This window comes from Streptomyces sp. NPDC050732 (genome assembly GCF_040654255.1).
Lineage (GTDB): Bacteria > Actinomycetota > Actinomycetes > Streptomycetales > Streptomycetaceae > Streptomyces.
In genome coordinates this window covers 139022-157729 of record NZ_JBFAHP010000016.1, presented here as the reverse complement: position 1 = coordinate 157729, position 18708 = coordinate 139022, and the positions used below count along the sequence as shown (strand labels likewise).

16 protein-coding genes and 1 riboswitch are annotated in these 18708 nt (G+C 70.7%); of the genes, 8 read left to right on the top strand and 8 right to left on the bottom strand.

Annotated features, from left to right (window positions below; genetic code table 11):
- Positions 1–302: 302 nt before the first annotated feature.
- The gene (locus AB0H82_RS17060) at positions 303–596 is read right to left on the bottom strand and encodes a chorismate mutase (protein WP_362993385.1); all 294 of its coding nucleotides are present in this window, start codon (positions 594–596) and stop codon (positions 303–305) included.
- Between the two features lie 398 nt (positions 597–994).
- Between AB0H82_RS17060 and guaA the strand changes: the two genes are divergently transcribed.
- Complete coding sequence (gene guaA / locus AB0H82_RS17055) at positions 995–2581, top strand: glutamine-hydrolyzing GMP synthase (RefSeq protein WP_362993383.1); 1587 nt, start codon at positions 995–997, stop codon at positions 2579–2581.
- A gap of 104 nt (positions 2582–2685) precedes the next feature.
- On the opposite strand, the gene AB0H82_RS17050 is transcribed toward guaA, so the two are convergent.
- Positions 2686–3177, bottom strand: coding sequence for a pyridoxamine 5'-phosphate oxidase family protein (locus AB0H82_RS17050; protein ID WP_362993381.1), 492 nt, complete (start codon positions 3175–3177; stop codon positions 2686–2688).
- A gap of 130 nt (positions 3178–3307) precedes the next feature.
- On the opposite strand from AB0H82_RS17050, the gene AB0H82_RS17045 reads away from it, so the two are divergent.
- The 3 genes from AB0H82_RS17045 to AB0H82_RS17035 all read left to right on the top strand — a co-directional run bounded on the left by AB0H82_RS17045 (position 3308) and on the right by AB0H82_RS17035 (position 6175).
- Positions 3308–4093, top strand: a complete 786-nt coding sequence (locus AB0H82_RS17045; RefSeq protein ID WP_362993379.1) for a class II aldolase/adducin family protein — start codon at positions 3308–3310, stop codon at positions 4091–4093.
- A gap of 151 nt (positions 4094–4244) precedes the next feature.
- Positions 4245–5510 carry a hypothetical protein gene (locus tag AB0H82_RS17040; protein WP_362993377.1) on the top strand — a complete coding sequence of 422 codons (1266 nt, stop codon included), beginning with the start codon at positions 4245–4247 and terminating at the stop codon, positions 5508–5510.
- Positions 5511–5641: 131 nt separating this feature from the next.
- On the top strand, positions 5642–6175 hold the full coding sequence (locus AB0H82_RS17035) for a DoxX family protein (protein WP_362993375.1): 534 nt from the start codon (positions 5642–5644) through the stop codon (positions 6173–6175).
- Here the strand turns inward: AB0H82_RS17035 and AB0H82_RS17030 are convergent.
- Together AB0H82_RS17030 and AB0H82_RS17025 are read right to left on the bottom strand one after the other, a co-directional pair.
- Positions 6172–6414 carry a hypothetical protein gene (locus tag AB0H82_RS17030; RefSeq protein WP_362993373.1) on the bottom strand — a complete coding sequence of 81 codons (243 nt, stop codon included), beginning with the start codon at positions 6412–6414 and terminating at the stop codon, positions 6172–6174. The two genes, AB0H82_RS17035 and AB0H82_RS17030, sit on opposite strands and share 4 nt — an antisense overlap.
- The gene (locus AB0H82_RS17025; RefSeq protein WP_362993371.1) at positions 6401–7792 is read right to left on the bottom strand and encodes a PspC domain-containing protein; all 1392 of its coding nucleotides are present in this window, start codon (positions 7790–7792) and stop codon (positions 6401–6403) included. Before AB0H82_RS17025 ends, AB0H82_RS17030 begins: the two co-directional genes overlap by 14 nt.
- A gap of 184 nt (positions 7793–7976) precedes the next feature.
- Here AB0H82_RS17025 and AB0H82_RS17020 point away from each other — a divergent pair, with 184 nt between their 5' ends.
- Entirely contained in the window at positions 7977–9275 is a 1299-nt protein-coding gene (locus tag AB0H82_RS17020) for a PspC domain-containing protein (protein WP_362993369.1), read from the top strand.
- On the top strand, positions 9272–10003 hold the full coding sequence (locus AB0H82_RS17015) for a response regulator transcription factor (protein ID WP_362993367.1): 732 nt from the start codon (positions 9272–9274) through the stop codon (positions 10001–10003). The genes AB0H82_RS17020 and AB0H82_RS17015 overlap by 4 nt, the downstream gene beginning before the upstream one ends.
- Before the next feature lie 49 nt (positions 10004–10052).
- Here AB0H82_RS17015 and AB0H82_RS17010 read toward each other — a convergent pair whose 3' ends face one another.
- On the bottom strand, positions 10053–11102 hold the full coding sequence (locus tag AB0H82_RS17010; RefSeq protein WP_362993365.1) for an NlpC/P60 family protein: 1050 nt from the start codon (positions 11100–11102) through the stop codon (positions 10053–10055).
- Between the two features lie 346 nt (positions 11103–11448).
- On the opposite strand from AB0H82_RS17010, the gene AB0H82_RS17005 reads away from it, so the two are divergent.
- Positions 11449–11802: a hypothetical protein gene (locus AB0H82_RS17005; RefSeq protein WP_362993363.1), complete on the top strand. Its 354-nt coding sequence runs from the start codon at positions 11449–11451 to the stop codon at positions 11800–11802.
- 78 nt (positions 11803–11880) lie between these two features.
- On the opposite strand, the gene AB0H82_RS17000 is transcribed toward AB0H82_RS17005, so the two are convergent.
- Positions 11881–13107 (bottom strand): NlpC/P60 family protein, encoded by a 1227-nt coding sequence (locus AB0H82_RS17000; protein WP_362993361.1) that lies wholly within the window; start codon positions 13105–13107, stop codon positions 11881–11883.
- A 7-nt stretch (positions 13108–13114) separates the two neighbouring features.
- Positions 13115–13271: riboswitch (cyclic di-AMP (ydaO/yuaA leader) on the bottom strand.
- A gap of 255 nt (positions 13272–13526) precedes the next feature.
- Between AB0H82_RS17000 and pcrA the strand changes: the two genes are divergently transcribed.
- On the top strand, positions 13527–16001 hold the full coding sequence (gene pcrA, locus AB0H82_RS16995) for a DNA helicase PcrA (RefSeq protein ID WP_362993359.1): 2475 nt from the start codon (positions 13527–13529) through the stop codon (positions 15999–16001).
- Positions 16002–16045: 44 nt separating this feature from the next.
- Here the strand turns inward: pcrA and AB0H82_RS16990 are convergent, their stop codons facing one another.
- A complete protein-coding gene (locus AB0H82_RS16990; protein ID WP_362993357.1) occupies positions 16046–17500 on the bottom strand; it encodes a M23 family metallopeptidase in 1455 nt (484 codons plus the stop codon).
- A gap of 229 nt (positions 17501–17729) precedes the next feature.
- Entirely contained in the window at positions 17730–18479 is a 750-nt protein-coding gene (locus AB0H82_RS16985; RefSeq protein ID WP_362993448.1) for an alpha/beta fold hydrolase, read from the bottom strand.
- Between the last annotated feature and the right edge of the window lie 229 nt (positions 18480–18708).

Genomic DNA, 18708 nt, shown 5'->3' with positions numbered 1-18708 from the left:
CGGGGTTCGGCGGGGTGGTTTCGGGACGACGTCGGGGACGGAGGCCGGCCGGCTCCGGGCGTCCCCGGAACCGACCGTTCTCTTGGGTGACCGGGCTGCTGTCCCCTGCCGTCCGGTCACATCACTGGAGTGAGGTCCCACGGCGCGAGGACGCAATCCTCACGCCTCATCGCTCCAGCGGAGCCACGCGTGGTTCTTACGGGCCCGCACCTGGCTGACACGGACACCGGGACCAACGAAGCCCGCCCGGCACCGGTCACGCGCCGTACGGGTGAGAACGGACCCGAACTCGTGCGCGGGGCTCAGACACGGCCCCGGCACAGCTCCAGGAGCGTCATCGCGAGCGCCGTGCCGGGCTTGCCGAGCGCGTCCCTGTAGTGGCCGAGGATCTCCATCTCGCGGGAGAGGTTCACGCGGCGGCCGCCGGAGGTGATGCGTGCTTCCTGGATGACGGCCGAAACGGCCATCCGTTCCTGTACGAGGCCGATGATCCGGTCGTCGAGCGCGTCGATCCGCTCCCGGGCGTTCTCGATCACGTCGGCGGCCTCGGGGGTGCGGGCGCCGGTCTTGTCCGCGGTGGCGGTCGTCATCGTCATGTGGGGTCTCCTTGTCGGAAGAGGTGCCCCGGAGCGGCAGGACCCGCGTACGACAGAGCGCCCCGGGCCTTGTCGGCCCGGGGCGCCCGGTAAGTCGCTTGTCAGTGGATCAAGCAGCTCGACCATGGCAGCCGGCAGGCCGGTCGCCATAGGTAAAGAGGAAGCTGAGGTGCTTGGTCACGGGCTCAGTATGCCCCCACGCGCGCGTGCCGGGTCAATCGGAGCCCGCGTACGGCTCGGATACTGAGACGCCCGCCCGTCCACGCTCCACGCGGGGCCCGTCGGATACGACGAAGGGGTCGCGCCGAGCCCGTTAGAATTGACAAACACAGACCCCCTGCTCACGCACGAGCCTCTGCTCACGCACCGCTCAAGCTCAACGCCGGAAGGCCGCCGCCGTGCCATCAGCGCCCCCCGCTGCCGCCGCTCCCGACACCGTTCTGGTCGTCGACTTCGGAGCGCAGTACGCCCAGCTCATCGCCCGTCGCGTCCGTGAGGCCCGCGTCTACAGCGAGATCGTGCCGAGCACGATGCCCGTCTCCGAGATGCTCGCCAAGAAGCCCGCCGCCATAATCCTGTCCGGCGGCCCTTCGTCGGTGTACGCGGAGAACGCGCCGGTCGTCGACCGTCAGCTCTTCGAGGCCGGCGTCCCCGTCTTCGGCATGTGCTACGGCTTCCAGCTGATGGCCACCACCCTCGGCGGCACGGTCGACAACACGGGCGCCCGTGAGTACGGCCGCACGCCGCTGGCCGTCTCCAAGGCCGGCTCCACCCTCTTCGAGGGCACCCCCACCGAGCAGTCCGTGTGGATGTCGCACGGCGACGCGTGCAGCGCCGCGCCCGAGGGCTTCACGGTCACCGCGTCCACGGACGTCGTGCCGGTCGCCGCCTTCGAGGACGACGAGAAGAAGCTGTACGGCGTGCAGTACCACCCCGAGGTGATGCACTCCACGCACGGCCAGCAGGTCCTTGAGCACTTCCTCTACCGCGGCGCCGGCCTCAAGCCGAACTGGACGACCGGCAACGTCATCGACGAGCAGGTCGCCGCGATCCGCGAGCAGGTTGGCACCAAGCGCGCGATCTGCGGCCTCTCCGGCGGCGTGGACTCCGCGGTCGCCGCGGCTCTCGTGCAGAAGGCCATCGGCTCCCAGCTGACCTGCGTCTACGTCGACCACGGCCTGATGCGCAAGGGCGAGACCGAGCAGGTCGAGAAGGACTTCGTCGCCGCGACCGGCGTCAAGCTGAAGGTCGTCGACGCCCAGGAGCGGTTCCTGAACGCCCTCGCCGGGGTCAGCGACCCCGAGGAGAAGCGGAAGATCATCGGGCGCGAGTTCATCCGCGTCTTCGAGCAGGCCCAGGCGGAGATCGTCGCCGAGGCCCCCGGTGACCAGCCCGTGGAGTTCCTGGTCCAGGGCACCCTCTACCCCGACGTGGTCGAGTCCGGTGGCGGCAGCGGCACCGCGAACATCAAGTCCCACCACAATGTGGGCGGACTCCCCGAAGACCTTGAGTTCCAGCTCATCGAGCCGCTGCGCAAGCTGTTCAAGGACGAGGTCCGGATGGTCGGCGCCGAGCTCGGCCTGCCGGACGAGATCGTCCAGCGCCAGCCCTTCCCCGGTCCCGGCCTGGGCATCCGCATCGTCGGCGAGGTCACCAAGGACCGCCTCGACCTGCTGCGCGAGGCCGACGCCATCGCCCGCGAGGAGCTGACGGCGGCCGGTCTCGACCGGGAGATCTGGCAGTGCCCCGTCGTGCTGCTCGCGGACGTCCGCAGCGTCGGCGTCCAGGGCGACGGCCGCACCTACGGCCACCCGATCGTCCTGCGCCCCGTCTCGTCCGAGGACGCCATGACGGCCGACTGGACCCGCATGCCGTACGACGTCCTCGCGAAGATCTCGACGCGCATCACGAACGAGGTCGCCGACGTGAACCGCGTCGTCCTCGACGTGACGTCGAAGCCGCCGGGGACCATCGAGTGGGAGTGACCCCCAGGGGCCCAGGGCCCAGGGTCTGAGTCCCCAGGGTCTTCCCGCACGCTTCCTGAGCGCCGGTGCCGCCATGTCCGAACGGAGTGGCGGCACCGGCGCTCTCACGTCCGCCGGGTCGTGCGGACCGGGGCGCCCGGCCTCCACCACTGCACCGCCAGGTACTTCTCGTCCTCGATGTACGTGCGGACCACCTCCGTCAGCTCGGCGCGGAAGAGGTGGAAGGCGTCCGGATCCGGCGGATTCACCGAGTCCGTGTAGCGCGCGACGGCCTCGGGGTCGCGCACCTCCACGGCCCGGCCCGCGATGCGGACATCGCCGCCCGCCATCTCCGTGCCCGGCCCCGGGTTGGCCTGCAGCGCGAAGCGCGGGTCGCGGCGCAGGTCGAGCGCCTTGACGGAATTCGGCATCATGCCGAGCCACAACTCCCCGTGCAGGAAACGGGCTTCCAGCCCGGTGGTGCGCGGCGAACCGTCCTTGCGGAGCGTCGCGAGGACGTGGTGGGTGAACGCGCCGAAGCGCTCCTCGACCGTCGCGGCCAGGCCCGGTTCCGCTGCGGCGAAGGCTTCCCAATTGACTTCCCCATCGAATGGCATGCCCACAGCCTGCCGCCGATACCGGACACCTCCTGTCACCTTTCCGCGCGCCGTTGATCGCGCCGCGCCTCTGTCCTCCTGGGCTTCCCGCCGGTAACTTCCGCCCCGTACAGCCAGGGATGGAGGACACATGCAGGCGCCCACACCGATACCCGTCGAACGGTTGCAGTTCGCGATGCCGCCCGTCCATGAGTCCGTGACGGACGAACGACGGCACCGCAAGGAGAGGCTCGCCGGCGCACTGCGGATCTTCGGACGGTTCGGGTACGAGGACGGGGTCTCCGGCCACATCACCGCGCGCGACCCGGAACACACCGACTGCTTCTGGGTGAACCCCTTCGGCATGCCCTTCAAGCACATCACCGTCGGCGACCTCGTCCTCGTCAACGCCGAGGGGCAGGTGGTCGAGGGGCGCCACCACGTCAACCAGGCCGCGTTCACCGTCCACGCCCAGGCCCACCTGGCGCGGCCCGACGTGGTCGCCGTCGCCCACTGCCACTCGCTGCACGGCCGCGCGCTCTCCACGCTCGGCGAACTCCTGGACCCGATCACCCAGGAGGCCTGCGCCTTCTACGAGAACCACGCCCTGTACGACGGCTACACCGGTGTAGTCGTCGACGCCGCCGAGGGCCGCAGGATCGCGGCCGCGCTCGGCGAGCACAAGGCGGTCATCCTGCGCAACCACGGTCTGCTCACCGTCGGGGACTCCGTCGACGCCGCCGCCTGGTGGTTCATCTCCATGGAACGCTCCTGCCAGGTCCAGCTGAGCGCGCGGGCCGCCGGCCGGCCGGTGCTCATCGGCCACAAGCAGGCGGTGCAGACCCGCGAGCAGCTCGGCAGCGATCTGGTCGCGTGGATCAACTACCAGTCCCTGTGGCAGGACATCAGCCGCAGCGAACCCGACCTGCTGGCCTGACCCGGCCGTCAACACCGAGCCGGGCCATTCACCCCCGCTGACCTGACCCCGGCAGTACGTTCGCCCTTCAGTGCGGCACAATTCGCTTGCTCTGTAAGGAAGTTCGCACGGGGCCCCAGGGGCTTCGAGGGTGGGGAAGGCGGCGTACGCGGTGGCAGTGCAGGAGGCGGGGCAGGGCGCGCACGGGGGTGGCTGCACATGCGGCGGCTGCCCGCACGGGGCGCGCGAGGGGCACCGAAGAGCCGTGGCCGCGTTCCTCGCCAAGCGGGACGAACTCGCTTCCGGGCAGGGGCTGCCCGCAGCCGTCGCCCACTCGGCGGGCGCCTCACGGCAGTGGGTGTCGGACGAGCTGACGCAGTCCGCGCACACCGTCGCCGAGCGCGGCAGGGCCGAGGGCGAGGCCTGGCTGCGACGGCTCTGGACGCGCACGCTCGGCGTCGTCTGGATCTCCTTCGGCGTGCTGCTCCTCGTCCAGGCGCTCACCGCGATCGGCGCCGGCTGGTCGGACGCGCGGACCGCCGGGCTCCTCGCGGCCTTCGTCGTGGGCGGGCTGCTGACCGGCGCGGCATACGCCCACCGGGCGCGCGGCGGGGTCCTCGCGCCGGTGATCGGTGAGGACAACCGGCTCTCCACCTCGCGTGCCGTGGCCGCCGCCTGGGTGGTCCTCGTCGTCTTCGCCGTGCTCGTCCTCGCGGGCGAACTGGCCGCCGCCTCGGACCACCGGCAGCGCGACGAACTGATCACTGGCCTCGACCTGGCCGGCGCCGCCGGAACAGTGACCGTCCTCGCCGTGGTGTGCGCGGTCGCCGTCCTGGTACGCAGGGTCGTCGGCCTGCGCGTGCTCGGCCAGCGCCTGCAGAAGGTGCGCGCGGACCGGCCGCGGGCCGCCGACCCGCTCACCGACGACGAGGGCCGCGGCAGCTTCAGCGACGCGCAGTACGTCCTGGTCAACGCCGTCGCCGTGGTCTTCGCCGCCGTACGCCTCGCGCGGCGGCCCGAGCAGCTGCCCGACCTGCCGTGGGGTCTCGCCCTGCTCGTGCTGGTGTCTGCCGTGACGTATCTGGCGGGGAAGTACTCCGAAGGCGGCCGTCCCGTGATCCTCTCCGTCGTCCGCGCCCGCGAGGCCGGTGACCTCGACGCGCCCATCCGCACGGGCGACGACATCGAGATCCGCGGCGCGGGCTTCGTCCCGCCCGGCGCCGGGGACGCGGACCGCCTCGCCCGCACGGTCGTCCGCATCGGCGCCGTGCACGTCCACGTGCCGCTCGTGCCCGTGCCGGGCGGCTTCACCAACCCGACCGACGCGACGCTGACCGTGCCCGTCCCCGTCGACGTCGAACCCGGCCGCGTCGACGTCCAGGTCGTCACGGCCGCGGGCGTCGAGACGAACCGCGTCACGATCGACGTCACGGACTGAACCACCTCTGCCTCCCCCCTCTCCGGACCACCCGGACCTGTGCCGTGGAATCCGCTGCACATGGGTGAGCAGCGGCACCTCTTCGTACGTATCGTCGGAAGACGGGACCACGCGAGAGGCGGCGGAGTGCCATGGCGCACGGCATGCGTACGGACAGCCACACCCACCACGTCAGGCGCGCCGACTGGCGGGACTCCGCCACCCGCTACGCTCTGCTCCCCCTACGGATCTTCCTGGGCGTCACCTTCATCTACGCCGGCCTGGACAAGCTCACCGACAGCACCTTCCTGCAAGCGAGCGGCGCGGGCTCGATCGGCGCTCAGATGGAGGGCGTCCGGGACATCTCCGCGATTCCCCCGCTCGTCGACCTTTCCCTCAAGAGCCCCGTCGGCTTCGGCTACGCCATCGCCCTGGGCGAACTCGCCGTCGGTATCGGCACACTCATCGGCCTGTTCGCCCGGATCGCGGCGCTCGGCGGAGCACTCATCTCGCTCAGCCTCTGGCTGACCGTCAGCTGGCAAGAGACGCCCTACTACTACGGCAACGACCTGGCGTACCTGATGGCGTGGCTGCCACTGGTGCTCGCCGGAGCCGCGGTCTTCTCCCTCGACGCCCTGCGCACCGCCCGCCGCCGCGGGAACGTCCCGGGGCCCGACGGACCCTAGTCCTGCCGCTGGTCCTTGGCGCCCTGGGAGCGGCCGACCGGGCGGGCCGTGCCCCTCGGACGTATCCCGTGGATCGCCGCCGCCACGCCCGCGAGGAACAGGCCGGCCATCACGAGCGGCAGCGCGACGAACCAGGGCGCGTCCCAGGCACCGCCCGCGTCGCCCGCGTACACGACGGCGACCAACAGCAGGAAGAGGCCTGCCACCAGCTTTCCGGGGTGGAATTCATGACGTAGCACGGGTCACCTTCGCTTGTCCGACGCCGACTTCGAGGCGCAGCTCCATCGTGCCGCCGTCCTTGCTGCCCGCGGGCGGCCGCAGCGTCGCCTTCTTCTCCCGGCCCGGAGCGATGTCCAGGTCCTTGTTCTTGTCGTCCGGCAACACGATGTCGCCGACGCCCACTTCCGCGTCGAGCCGCACGGTGGCGTCCTTCGGCACGATCACCCGGAGGTCGCCCGCGCCGACCTCGACGCCGGTCTTGAGCGTCTTCCCCTTGCCGAGCTCGACCTTGCTCAGATCGAGCGTGCCCCTGCCGAACCCCACCTCGTACTGCGGCCGGACGTCCGCCACGGCCGTAGGTATCCAGTCCATGCGGGCGTAGTGCGTCGTGATGTTCTTCGGCAGGGCCGCCGAGGCCGCGAGGAGCCCGGCGGTGAGCACCGCCAGCACGATCGATCCCGCGCCGGTGCGCCCGAGGAAGGCGCTGACCGCGATACCGAGGCCGAACACCGCCAGCGCGCAGGCGAGACCGGCCTGCAAGGTCGTGCCGAGCGGTTGCTCCTCCCAGGTCAGGCCGGTGCCGAGGCCACCCGCGAGCAGGGCGAACAGGAACACCCAGCCGCCGATCCAGCGCGGCCCCCTGGGCTGCGGTTCCGGGTCGGCCACCGCTGTCTCCTTGCGGGGCACACCGCGGTGGTGACCCGACGGCTGATAACCGATGGCGAGGCCTTCGGGACCCCAGAAGTAGCCCGAGACCCCGTCGTACGTACCGTCCTTCACTATCGGGTCGCGCCACCATGAAGGCCCTCCGGTGACGGGGGGCGCCTTCGCCTCGGGCGGAGCGTCCGCCGCGGCCTGTGCCGCCGCCTGATCGGTGTCGAGGGTGTCGCGCTGCTGCGACCAGTACCCCGCGCCCGCGAGGAGCAGGGCCAGGACGGCGGCGAAGGTGAGCGCCCCGCCGTTGTTCAACAAAGTGAGGAAGACGCCGCAGCCGACCAGGGCGAAGAGCACCGCGGTCAGCGCCTGGCCGTCGACCCGGCCGGAGAGGAGCCTGCGCACCTCGTTCTCCTCCTCGTCCTCGTACGGCACGAAGAGCCAGGCGAAGCCGTAGAAGACCAGGCCGAGGCCGCTGGTTATGGCCAGGACGGCGAGGCCGATGCGGAAGATCACCGGATCCATGTCGCAGTGCCGGCCGAGCCCGGCGCACACGCCGCCGAGCTTCTTCTGCCGACGGTCGCGGCGGAACTTCCGCTCCTCCGCGGGCAGGCCCGGGGCCTGACCGTCGACGGGATCGGCCGCGTGAGCGCCCGCGGGACCGGCCGGCTCGCTGTCCGCGGTGCGCAGGGCATCGCGGATGGCGGCCTCGGTCTCCGTCTCGGCGGGCTGCTGATCTGTCATGCGTCCATGGTGACTGCCGCGGGCCCGCCGCGGCAGTCGGGACGACCCTGGCCGAACCCTGATATCGCCCCTGAGACGCCCCGGGTCGCACCCCTGACAGGGCCGGGGCAGGGGTCGAGATCAGGGAAGTCTCGGGGGTCGACCCTGATGCTCGTACCCGAGCGCGCGTGTGAGGATCGATGACATGCCGGAAGCCGCCGCCCCGCCCATCGAGGACGTCCGACCGCTGCGACCGCTGCGCAAGCTCTACCGCAGCGGTGACGGCCGTTGGCTCGGCGGCGTCGCGCGCGGCCTGGCCGGACACCTCGGGCTGCCCGTGATCTGGGTCCGGCTGATCTTCGTCGGCCTGTTCACCGCGGACGGCCTCGGCGCGCTGCTCTACGCGGCGTTCTGGTTCTTCGTCCCGCTCGGGGTGGGCGGCGTCGACTCCGAGCGGCCGCCCGCGGCCGTCACCGCCGAGACCACGCCGGACGGCCGCCGAAGACTCGTGGCCCGCAAGCCCGACAAGGGGCAGCTCGTCGCGCTCCTCGCGATGGTCGTCGTCGCCATGGTCTTCGTCGGCAATGTGGACCTGGACGGCTCGACCAAGGCCTATGTCTTCCCGACCCTGCTCGTCGCCGCGGGTGTCGCCCTCGTCTGGCGGCAGGCCGACAACGCCCGTCGGGCGCGCTGGATGGCCGTCGGCCGTCGCAGGCGCACCCTCACCATCGCCCGGTCGGCGGCCGGTGTGCTCCTGGTCGGCGCCGGCGTCTCCGGCATCTTCGTGCTGCAGGGCTCCGCCGCGCACCTCGGTGCGGTGCTGCAGGCCTCGCTCGCCGTGCTCGTCGGCATCGCGCTGCTCGCCGGCCCCTATCTCGTCCGCATGACGCAGGACCTCTCCGAGGAACGGCTGATGCGCATCCGAGCCCAGGAGCGAGCCGAGGTCGCCGCCCATGTCCACGACTCCGTGCTGCACACCCTCACCCTGATCCAGCGCAACGCGGAGAGCGCGGGCGAGGTCCGCCGCCTCGCCCGGGCCCAGGAGCGGGAGCTGCGGGCCTGGCTCTACAACCCCGAGGGCAGCGGCAAGGACGAGGACGAGGAGCCCGACACCCTCGCCGAGGCGGTCCGCCGCAGCGCCGCGGAGGTCGAGGACAAGCACGGCGTCCCCATTGAGGTCGTCGTGGTCGGCGACTGCCCGCTCGACGAGCCGCTGACCGCACAGATGCAGGCCGCGAGGGAAGCGATGGTCAACGCCGCCAAGTACGGTGGCGAGGGCGGCGCGGTGCAGGTCTTCGCCGAAGTCGAGGAGGAGACGGTGTTCGTGTCCGTCCGGGACCGCGGTCCCGGCTTCGATCTGGATTCCGTTCCGGACGACCGCATGGGCGTACGAGAATCGATCATCGGCCGCATGCAGCGCAACGGCGGCACGGCGCGGCTGCGCGCGGTGCCCGGCGGCGGCACGGAAGTCGAGCTGCAGATGGAGAGGACGGCGACGACATGAGCGACACGACCGGGGCGAGCGAGCCCATGGAGCCGACCGGGACGGACGAGGACGGCGGTGCGGACGGGCGTCGCGTGCGAGTCGTCCTGGTCGACGACCACCGGATGTTCCGTACCGGAGTGCAGGCGGAGATCGGCCGGACCGACATCACCGGCGTCGAGGTCGTCGGCGAGGCCGCCGACGTCGACCAGGCGGTCACGGTCATCACGGCCACCCGGCCGGAGGTCGTCCTCCTGGACGTGCACCTGCCGGGCGGCGGTGGCGTGGAAGTCCTGCGCCGCTGTTCGCCGTTGATGGCGGACGCGGAGAGCCCGGTGCGCTTCCTCGCGCTGTCGGTCTCCGACGCCGCCGAGGACGTCATCGGCGTCATCCGGGGCGGTGCCCGCGGCTATGTCACCAAGACCATCACCGGCACCGACCTGGTGGACTCGATCTTCCGCGTGCAGGACGGCGACGCGGTGTTCTCGCCGCGCCTCGCCGGGTTCGTCCTGGACGCCTTCGCCTCGACGGACGCACCCCCGATCGACGAGGACCTGGACCGCCTCACGCAGCGCGAGCGGGAGGTCCTGCGGCTCATCGCGCGTGGTTACGCGTACAAGGAGATCGCCAAGCAGCTCTACATCTCCGTGAAGACGGTCGAGTCGCACGTCTCGGCGGTGCTGCGGAAGCTGCAGCTGTCCAATCGGCATGAGCTGACGCGGTGGGCGACGGCGCGACGGCTGGTCTGACCGGACGACGGTGGGGCGTGGAGCCGTGTGCCGGTGGCGGTGCCGTGGCTCACGCCACGCGCGTGGCTCCTGCGAACGGCATCTGGTCGATGGGGGCGAGCCGTACCGGGGCGCTCGGGTTCGGGGCGTGGATCATCTTGCCGTTGCCGACGTAGAGGCCGACGTGGCTGATGCCCGAGTAGAAGAACACCAGGTCGCCGGGGCGCAGTTCGGAGCGGGAGACGCGCCGGCCCGAGGCGATCTGGGCGTAGGTGGTGCGAGGCAGGGCGACGCCCGCCGAGCGGTACGCGGCCTGGGTGAGCCCTGAGCAGTCGAACGCGTTGGGGCCGGTGGCGCCCCAGACGTAGGGACTGCCGATGGCCTTGTACGCGTAGGAGACGGCGGACGCGGCGCGGGCGTTGGGGGCCTTGGCGGTGCCCAGGGAGGCCTTACGGGCGTCCGAGCGGGAGGCGGGGTCGTCTTCTTCCCGGCCGGCGAGTTCCGCGCGCTGCTCGGCGGTGAGCCGGGACAGCAGCCGCTTCGCCTCGCCGAGCTTTCTGGTGATCGTCTTCTTGTGCTTGTTCAGCTCCGCCTGGCGTGCGCGGAGGGCGGTCAGCCGGTCGTCGGCCGCGTCGCGCAGCCGGTCCATCTCCCGGACCTGCTTCCGCACATCGCGGAGGGCGAGGGCCTGGCGGCTGCCGGCCCGGTCGGCGCGTGCCGCGCGGTCCAGGAACTGCGCGGGATCGGAGGAGAGCGCGAGCTGCAGGGAGGGGTCGATGCCGCCCGCGCGGTACTGCGCGGCGGCGTACGAACCGAGGCTGTTACGGGTGGCGTTGAGCTTCTCCGTCTTGCGGGCCGCCGTGTCGCGCAGTTCACGGAGCGATTTCTCGGCCTTCTCGGCCTTCTCCTTCGCGCCGTTGTACTTCTCGGTGGCTGTCTCCGCCTCGCGGTAGAGCGAGTCGACCTTTGCCTTCACCTCAGTGGGGCTGAGCCGGGGGTCCGCGTGTCCCGTGCCGTCCAAGGCGGTCACCGACGCGGCTCCGGCAAGGGCGAGGGTTGCGGCGGTGCGGGCCGTGCTGCCGCTGAGTGAGCGCTGTCTGGGCTTGCGGTGCGCTGCCACGAAGTGGGGCTCCTCACGTGTCCGGCGGCGGCCCGCACAGGGGGGACGGGCCGCCGCCGGGTTTCTCGGCGGTGGTGACCGACAGCCGACCAGGTTCGGACGGCGGTTGGGGAGCCGGTCACCTGGTGAAGGACGCTAAACCTGGCCGTCACCGGTTGGTGAGGGACTGTGCGCAACTGACGGAAGTGGGCGGACAGTGACCGACAACGACCGTGCCGTTCGCCGGACGGCGGCCGCTTGGCGCATGGCCGTGACCGATGGCTCGTTTCCGGCTTGCCCGGCCGGAGTGAGGTGATATGGGGGCGCCTGCCCGGCCCGGCCCGACGCCCGGCTAGGCTCCGGCCTCATGGACCTACTCATCCATCTCTTCGTCGGCCTGCACATCATCGGCATCGCCTCGCTCCTGGGCGGCTTCCTGACCCAGATGAAGCAGATGGGCCAGGGCACCGCGCGCTTCAGCCCCGGAATGCTGCACGGCGCGTTGATCATGCTCGTCACCGGTGTGGTCCTGGTGGGCCTCAACCAGGCGGACGACAACACGGTCAACAACGTCAAGATCGGCATCAAGCTGGCCCTGCTGATCGTGATCCTCGCGCTGGTCTATGTGAAGCGGGACGAGGAGAAGGTCGACAAGGGCATGTTCGGTGCGGTCGGCCTGCTGACCACGGCGAACATCTTCATCGCGGTGCTGTGGACCTGAGTTTTTACACCTCTACGCGCGCGTGGCCCGCATCCTGCCGGATGCGGGCCACGCGCTTTGTGATCAAGCGCTTTGTGCTCAAGCGGGGCGCACCACGCTGTGGATCGGCATGTAGTAGATCGACTCGACGCGGACGTTCGCGCCCGGCTTCGGGGCGTGGATCATCTTGCCGTTGCCGATGTAGATCCCCACGTGACTGATGTCGTCGTAGAAGAACACCAGGTCACCCGGCTTGGCGTCGGCGGTCTTCACGGCCGTGCCGACCTTCACCTGGTCCCACGTGGTACGCGGCAGGGAGATTCCCGCGGCCTTCCAGGCGTCCTGGGTGAGTCCGGAGCAGTCGTAGGAGTCGGGGCCGGTGGCGCCCCACACGTACGGCTTGCCGATCTGACCCTCCGCGAAGTCGATGACCTTCGCGGCCTTGGTGGCGTAGCTGCCGTCGGTGCTTCCGGAGCCGGAGCCGGAGCCGGTTCCGGATCCTGAGCCCGAACCCGAACCCGAACCCGCGTCGGAGCCGGAGCCGGAACCAGAGCCCTGGTCGGACTCCCGCTCCTTCTCCCGCTGCGCCGCCTCCTCGGCCTTCCGCTCGCGCTCCGCCTCCGCGGCCTGCTCACGGGCCAGCTTCTCGGCCTTGCGCTTGGCCTCCTGCTTCTTCTTCCGCTCGATCTCCGCGAGCCGCGCCTTCTCCTCGGCGGTCAGCTCCGAGAGGAGCTCACGCGCGTCGCCCAGCTTCTTCTGGACGGTCCGCTTGCTCGTCCTGAGGTCGTCCCGCGAGTCGCTCAGCGTCTTGAGGCTCTTCGCGGCCTTCGTGCGCTGCTTGGTCGCCGATGCCTGCTGCGCCTGGTAGTCGTCGACCGCCTTCTTCTGGCGCGTGGTCAGCCGGTCCGCCAGGTGGTTCTGGTCGAAGTAGCCCTGCGGGTCCTCGGCGAGCATCATCGTGGCCGTCTCCGAGACGGCGCCGGTGCGGTACTGGGCGGCGGCGAACGAGCCCAGCTCCTCGCGTGCGTCGTTCAGCTCGGCCGTGCGCTTGGCCACGTCGTCGAGCAGGCGGTCGACCTTCTTGCGCTGCTTGTCGGTGCGCTCCTTGGCCGAGTTGTACTTCTGGGTGGCCACGCCGGCCTGCTGGTAGAGCTCGTCGACCTTCTTCTGGACCTCTTCGAGGCTGGGCTTCGTCGGCGCGGAGGGCGCCGCCTGTGCGCTCTGAGCCAGGAGGGCGACGGAGGTGAGGGCTGCCGTCGTGATGCCGAGGGCGGGGGCCGTGCGTATGCCGGCTGTACGGGTCCGCGGCTTGCGGTGCGACGCCAAGGGAGGCGACTCCTTCCGTAGACCGCCTACCGGGTTAGCTGTCGGGTTCGGGCGGGTGGTTCGGAAGGCTGCCCTACAGTCCCGTACTTCGTACGGGACCGATTCACCCCAAGGTTCTGGTGGGTCCCCGGCTCCGAACACGTCGGACTCGGCGGAGGTCACTCGTTCCCGGCGGGGTTCGCCGGTGGGGGGCGAGTGGCCCGCCGGGCACGCTAGCCAACCCGTGTGGCTCCTGTGAAGGTTGATGTTCGATATGCCCGATACATTTTCGTGACTTTACGAGACCCTTGACGCGGACACGGCGGAGACCGGAAGCGGCGTAGCCAAGCGTGATCGCTTGTGAGCGCGGCGTAGGAAGGTCGGGGTGTGTCCGGAACCCGCAGCGGGTTGTCAGTGGCGCCGCCTAGACTCGGGAGGCGATGAGCAGCCTCTTTGATGACAGCTTCCTGGCGGACCTGCAGGCCTCCAAGGCCGCGGACGAAGCGCCCCCGCCGCCCGAGGACAGCGCTCCGGAGCCCATTCCGGACGACTTGTTCGACGGGAAGTTCGACGCGCCCATGACCCGGCAGTCGCACTACCGCGACGGTGCCCCGCGCCCGGTCATCGACCCGGCGTCGCTCCTCGACGGGCTGAACGAGAACCAGCGCGCGGCCGTCGTGCACGCCGGCTCCCCCCTGCTCATCGTGGCCGGCGCCGGCTCCGGCAAGACCCGCGTGCTGACCCACCGCATCGCGTACCTCCTCGCCGAGCGCGGCGTGCACCCCGGCCAGATCCTCGCGATCACCTTCACGAACAAGGCCGCGGGCGAGATGAAGGAGCGCGTCGAGCACCTCGTGGGCCCGCGGGCGAACGCGATGTGGGTGTCGACCTTCCACAGCGCCTGCGTCCGCATCCTGCGCCGCGAGTACAAGAAGCTGGGCTTCACCTCCTCCTTCTCGATCTACGACGCCGCGGACTCCAAGCGCCTCATGGCCCTGGTCTGCCGCGACCTGGACCTCGACCCGAAGAAGTTCCCGCCGAAGTCGTTCAGTGCCAAGATCTCGAACCTGAAGAACGAGCTGGTCGACGAGGAGGACTTCGCCGCTCAGGCCGCCGACGGTTTTGAGAAGACCCTCGCCCAGGCCTACGCGATGTACCAGTCACGCCTCCGCGAGGCGAACGCGCTGGACTTCGACGACCTGATCATGACGACGGTCCACCTGCTGCGTGCCTTCCCTGACGTCGCCGAGCACTACAGGCGCCGCTTCCGGCACGTCATGGTCGACGAGTACCAGGACACCAACCACGCCCAGTACGCCCTGGTGCGCGAGCTCGTCGGCCCCTCCGGAGGCGACGAGGACGACCCGGCCGAGCTGTGCGTCGTGGGCGACGCGGACCAGTCCATCTACGCCTTCCGCGGTGCCACCATCCGGAACATCCTCCAGTTTGAGGAGGACTACACCGATGCGACGACGATCCTCCTGGAGCAGAACTACCGCTCCACGCAGACGATCCTGACCGCCGCGAACGCGGTCATCGAGCGGAACGAGAGCCGCCGCCCCAAGAACCTCTGGACCAACCAGGGCGCGGGCGCCCGCATCACCGGATACGTCGCCGACACCGAGCACGACGAGGCCCAGTTCGTCGCCGACGAGATCGACCGCCTCACCGACGCGGGCGAGGCCAAGGCCGGCGACGTCGCGATCTTCTACCGGACGAACGCCCAGTCCCGTGTCTTCGAAGAGATCTTCATCCGCGTCGGCCTGCCCTACAAGGTCGTCGGCGGCGTCCGCTTCTACGAGCGCAAGGAGGTCCGCGATGTGCTGGCCTACCTGCGCGTTCTCGCCAACCCCGAGGACGCGGTCCCGCTGCGCCGCATCCTGAACGTACCGAAGAGGGGCATCGGCGACCGCGCCGAAGCCATGATCGACGCGCTCTCGCAGCGCGAGAAGATCTCCTTCCCGCAGGCCCTGCGCCGCGTCGACGAGGCGTACGGAATGGCGGCCCGCTCCACCAACGCCGTCAAGCGTTTCAACACGCTCATGGAGGAGCTGCGGACCATCGTCGAGTCCGGCGCGGGCCCGGCCGTCGTCCTGGAAGCCGTGCTCGAACGGACCGGCTACCTCGCCGAGCTGCAGGCATCGACCGACCCGCAGGACGAGACCCGCATCGAGAACCTCCAGGAGCTCGCCGCCGTGGCGCTGGAGTTCGAGCAGGACAACAGCGCAGCCGCCGAGGGCGAGGAGGGGACCGCCCCGGCCGGTACGCTCTCCGACTTCCTGGAGCGCGTCGCCTTGGTCGCCGACTCCGACCAGATCCCCGACGAGGAGGACGACGGCTCCGGAGTCATCACGCTCATGACCCTGCACACCGCCAAGGGCCTCGAATTCCCCGTGGTGTTCCTGACCGGCATGGAGGACGGCGTCTTCCCGCACATGCGCGCCCTCGGGCAGGTCAAGGAGCTGGAGGAGGAGCGCCGCCTCGCGTACGTGGGCATCACCCGCGCGCGTGAACGGCTCTATCTGACCCGGTCCTCCATGCGCAGCGCCTGGGGCCAGCCGTCGTACAACCCGCCGTCGCGTTTCCTGGAGGAGATCCCGGACACGCACCTGGACTGGAAGCGGACCGGCTCGGTCGGCGCACCCGTCTCGTCCGGGCCGGCGGCGGGCATCGCCTCGACGCTGTCGTCCTCGCGCTCGCGTTCCGGCGGGGCGCAGGGCTTCGCCACGCGCCGCGCGTCGGAGAAGCCGGTGGTGTCGCTCGCCGTCGGCGACCGGGTCACGCACGACCAGTTCGGCCTCGGGACCGTGGTCGGGGTGAAGGGGACGGGTGCGAACGCCGAGGCGACGGTGGACTTCGGAGAGCCCAAGCCGAAGCGCCTGCTGCTGAGGTACGCGCCGGTGGAGAAGCTCTGACGGCTCTGACGCCGAGGGCGGCGGCCGGAGAGCTGCTCTAGGGGTTACGTCGGGTCGAGGCCGTGGCTGCGCAGCCACGGCAGCGGGTCGATCGCCGAGCCGCCGCCCGGCCGCACCTCGAAGTGCAGGTGCGGTCCTGTGGAGTTGCCGGAGTTCCCGGAGAAGGCGATGGCCTCGCCCGCCTTCACGGGACCGCTGGAGATCTTGTGCGTGGAGAGGTGGCAGTACCACGTCTCCGTGCCGTCCTTGGCGGTGACGATCGCCATGTTGCCGTAGGCGCTGTTCCACTTCGTCGACACGGTGCCGTCGGTCGCGGCGAGGACCTCCGTGCCGTACGACACAGGGAAGTCGATGCCGGAGTGCGCGGACATCCAGTTGACGCCCGCCTGGCCGTAGTAGGCGCTCAGTCCGTGCTGCTTCACCGGCAGGGCGAACTTGGGGCGCAGCCGCTCCTTGCGCGCCGCCTCGGCCGCGGCCTTCTTCTGGGCGGCCACCTTCTCGGCCTTGAGGTCGATGCGCTCCTGCGTGCGGCTCGCGCGGTCCGCGAAGTCGCCGGCGTCGGCGGAGAGGTTCGCCAGCTGGGTGTCCAGCTTGTTGTTGGCGGCGGAGGGCTGCACGGGCGCGGTGTCCGGAGCCGACGCCGTCGTCTCCTTCTTCTCGTCGTCCCCGCCGAAGCTGCCCACGGACGCGGCGGCCACTCCGGCGACGCCCATGACGCAGGCCGAGGGCACCGCGACGGTGAACAGGGCGGAGCGCTTGGCGGGGGTCCGGCGGCGGGTCCTGGAGCGGCCGCCGTCGGCGCCGCCGCTCTTTCCGCGGGAGGCGCGGGACGTCCGGGGAGCGGCGCTCCCGGAATCCGCGGCGGCCGTCTCGGGGTCCACGGTCCCGTACGGGTCGTCGGCGTCGGCGTCGGCGTCGAGCGCGTACTGGTCGAGGTCGGGCTGCTCCGCCTCGTGCGGCGGGGCCACGTCATGCGGGTCGTACGCGCTCGTGTCGAAAGTCTGCGTGTCCCACTCGCCGGTCTGCGGCGTCTGGTCCCAGGCGGTGGTGTCCCACTGGCCCGTGGAGTCGGGGCCCGGCTGCGAGGGGATGTCGGCGAGCTGCTGGTAGCCACCGGTCGACCACATGGAGGCGGTGTCGTAGCTGCCGGTGTCGTACGTCTCGGCGTAGTACTGCGCGGCGTACGGATCCTCGGTGAGCGTCGTCCGCTGCGGCGGGGCCGTGGTGGCCGTGGTGGTCGCCCACTGGCCCGTGTCGTGCCCGGTGCCCGGCATGTCACCGAAGAGCGGGTCGGTGGCGAAAGTACCGGTGTCGAAGCTTCCGGTCTCGAAGCTTCCGGTGTCGAAACCGGTGGTGGCGAAGGTGCCGGTGGAGTAGGTGTCGTAGCCGTAGCCGCCGTGCTGGGCGCTCTGTCGGTCGTACGTCGGGTAGTGCGGTTGGTCGGCGCCGGGTGCCGAGGACGGGGGAGTCGAGCTCCCCGACGGGTGACGGTCGTTCACCAACTTCTCTTTCGCCTCGGCAGCAGGGGCAGAGCAGTGCGGCGACTGTACCCGGCGGTATACGGGCGCGACAATCTTCGGCAGGTTTCACGGTTTCAGGAAACGGGCATTCGGCCGTCTTTCGGGGGACTGTGGGCACAGCCTTGGCTCTGCGTTCGAGGTTCGTTCGACAGGAGTGGGTGCGAGCGGGGGTGTGGAGGTGGGGAGTGACGGATGAGGTGGGCCGGGGTCAGGCGACCGTCAGTCCGCCCGGTGCGCTCTTGGCGTCGGCTCCTGGATTCGCCAGGTCGAGTGCCTGGCGTATGCCGTTCGCGACGGCGGGGTGCACCGGCAGTGCGAGATGCCCGATGCCGGTCACGCGGACGTTCTGCGCGAGCAGGTCGGGGTGGTCGACGCAGGCCGTCTCCAGCGGGTCCATGATCTGGTCCAGGTCGCTCCAGAAGCTCACGAACTGCGTGCGGCAGCCCGGCGCCGGCTCCTTGAGTTCCTGGATCACGTCGGAGCCCGGACGCATCTGTCGGACGATCGGGTGGGCGTCCGCGAGCGGCACGACGCGGGTGCCGGCGTGCGGGGTGCCGAGCGTGACCAGCGTGCGTACGCGTGCGTCACCGTCGAGCCGCTGCACGTAATAGCGGGCGATCAGGCCGCCGAGGCTGTGCCCGACAACATCCACCCGGGCGTGTCCCGTGCGCTCGCAGATCTCCTCGATGTGGCGGCCGAGCAGCTCGGCGGCGACACGGATGTCGCAGGTCAATGGGGAGTAGTTGAGGGTCTCCACCCGGCGGCCGTGCTGGGAGAGCGCGCGGCGCAGCAGTACGAAGACGGAGCGGTTGTCGATGAAACCGTGCAGGAGCAGGACCGGAGGCCTGCCGTCCGGGGGCAGCCGGGGAGCGCCGGGAGGCGGCTGGACCGGGGCCGACCTGCGCTCCTGGGCGATGCCGGAGGGGTAGAGGAGCACGTGACCCGCGAGGATCGTCATCTCCAGTGCGGTCGCCTTCAGCAGGGCCACGGAGAGGCCGGCCACTTTGGCCGGCAGAGCGGGGAGGGCCGGGAGTGGGGTCAGGCCGAGGATTTTCGGCAGCAGCGAACCGAGTGGCCGAAAGGGGCGGGCCCCCGCGTGGGCCTTCGTGACCGGCATCGTCGACCTCCCGTTTGGCGCACGGAAGGGAGGCTCTGTCCCCCGTGTGCCCTAGGGGGAGTCGTGGTCG

Excerpts from the sequence above, each read along its gene's own strand:
- AB0H82_RS17015 (WP_362993367.1), top strand. The coding sequence starts at position 9,272 with ATGAGCGACACGACCGGGGCGAGCGAGCCCATGGAGCCGACCGGGACG.
- pcrA (WP_362993359.1), top strand. The coding sequence starts at position 13,527 with ATGAGCAGCCTCTTTGATGACAGCTTCCTGGCGGACCTGCAGGCCTCC.
- AB0H82_RS17045 (WP_362993379.1), top strand. The coding sequence starts at position 3,308 with ATGCAGGCGCCCACACCGATACCCGTCGAACGGTTGCAGTTCGCGATG.
- AB0H82_RS17050 (WP_362993381.1), bottom strand. The coding sequence starts at position 3,177 with ATGCCATTCGATGGGGAAGTCAATTGGGAAGCCTTCGCCGCAGCGGAA.
- AB0H82_RS17005 (WP_362993363.1), top strand. The coding sequence starts at position 11,449 with ATGGACCTACTCATCCATCTCTTCGTCGGCCTGCACATCATCGGCATC.
- AB0H82_RS17020 (WP_362993369.1), top strand. The coding sequence starts at position 7,977 with ATGCCGGAAGCCGCCGCCCCGCCCATCGAGGACGTCCGACCGCTGCGA.
- AB0H82_RS17025 (WP_362993371.1), bottom strand. The coding sequence starts at position 7,792 with ATGACAGATCAGCAGCCCGCCGAGACGGAGACCGAGGCCGCCATCCGC.
- AB0H82_RS17035 (WP_362993375.1), top strand. The coding sequence starts at position 5,642 with ATGGCGCACGGCATGCGTACGGACAGCCACACCCACCACGTCAGGCGC.
- AB0H82_RS17060 (WP_362993385.1), bottom strand. The coding sequence starts at position 596 with ATGACGATGACGACCGCCACCGCGGACAAGACCGGCGCCCGCACCCCC.
- AB0H82_RS16985 (WP_362993448.1), bottom strand. The coding sequence starts at position 18,479 with ATGACGATCCTCGCGGGTCACGTGCTCCTCTACCCCTCCGGCATCGCC.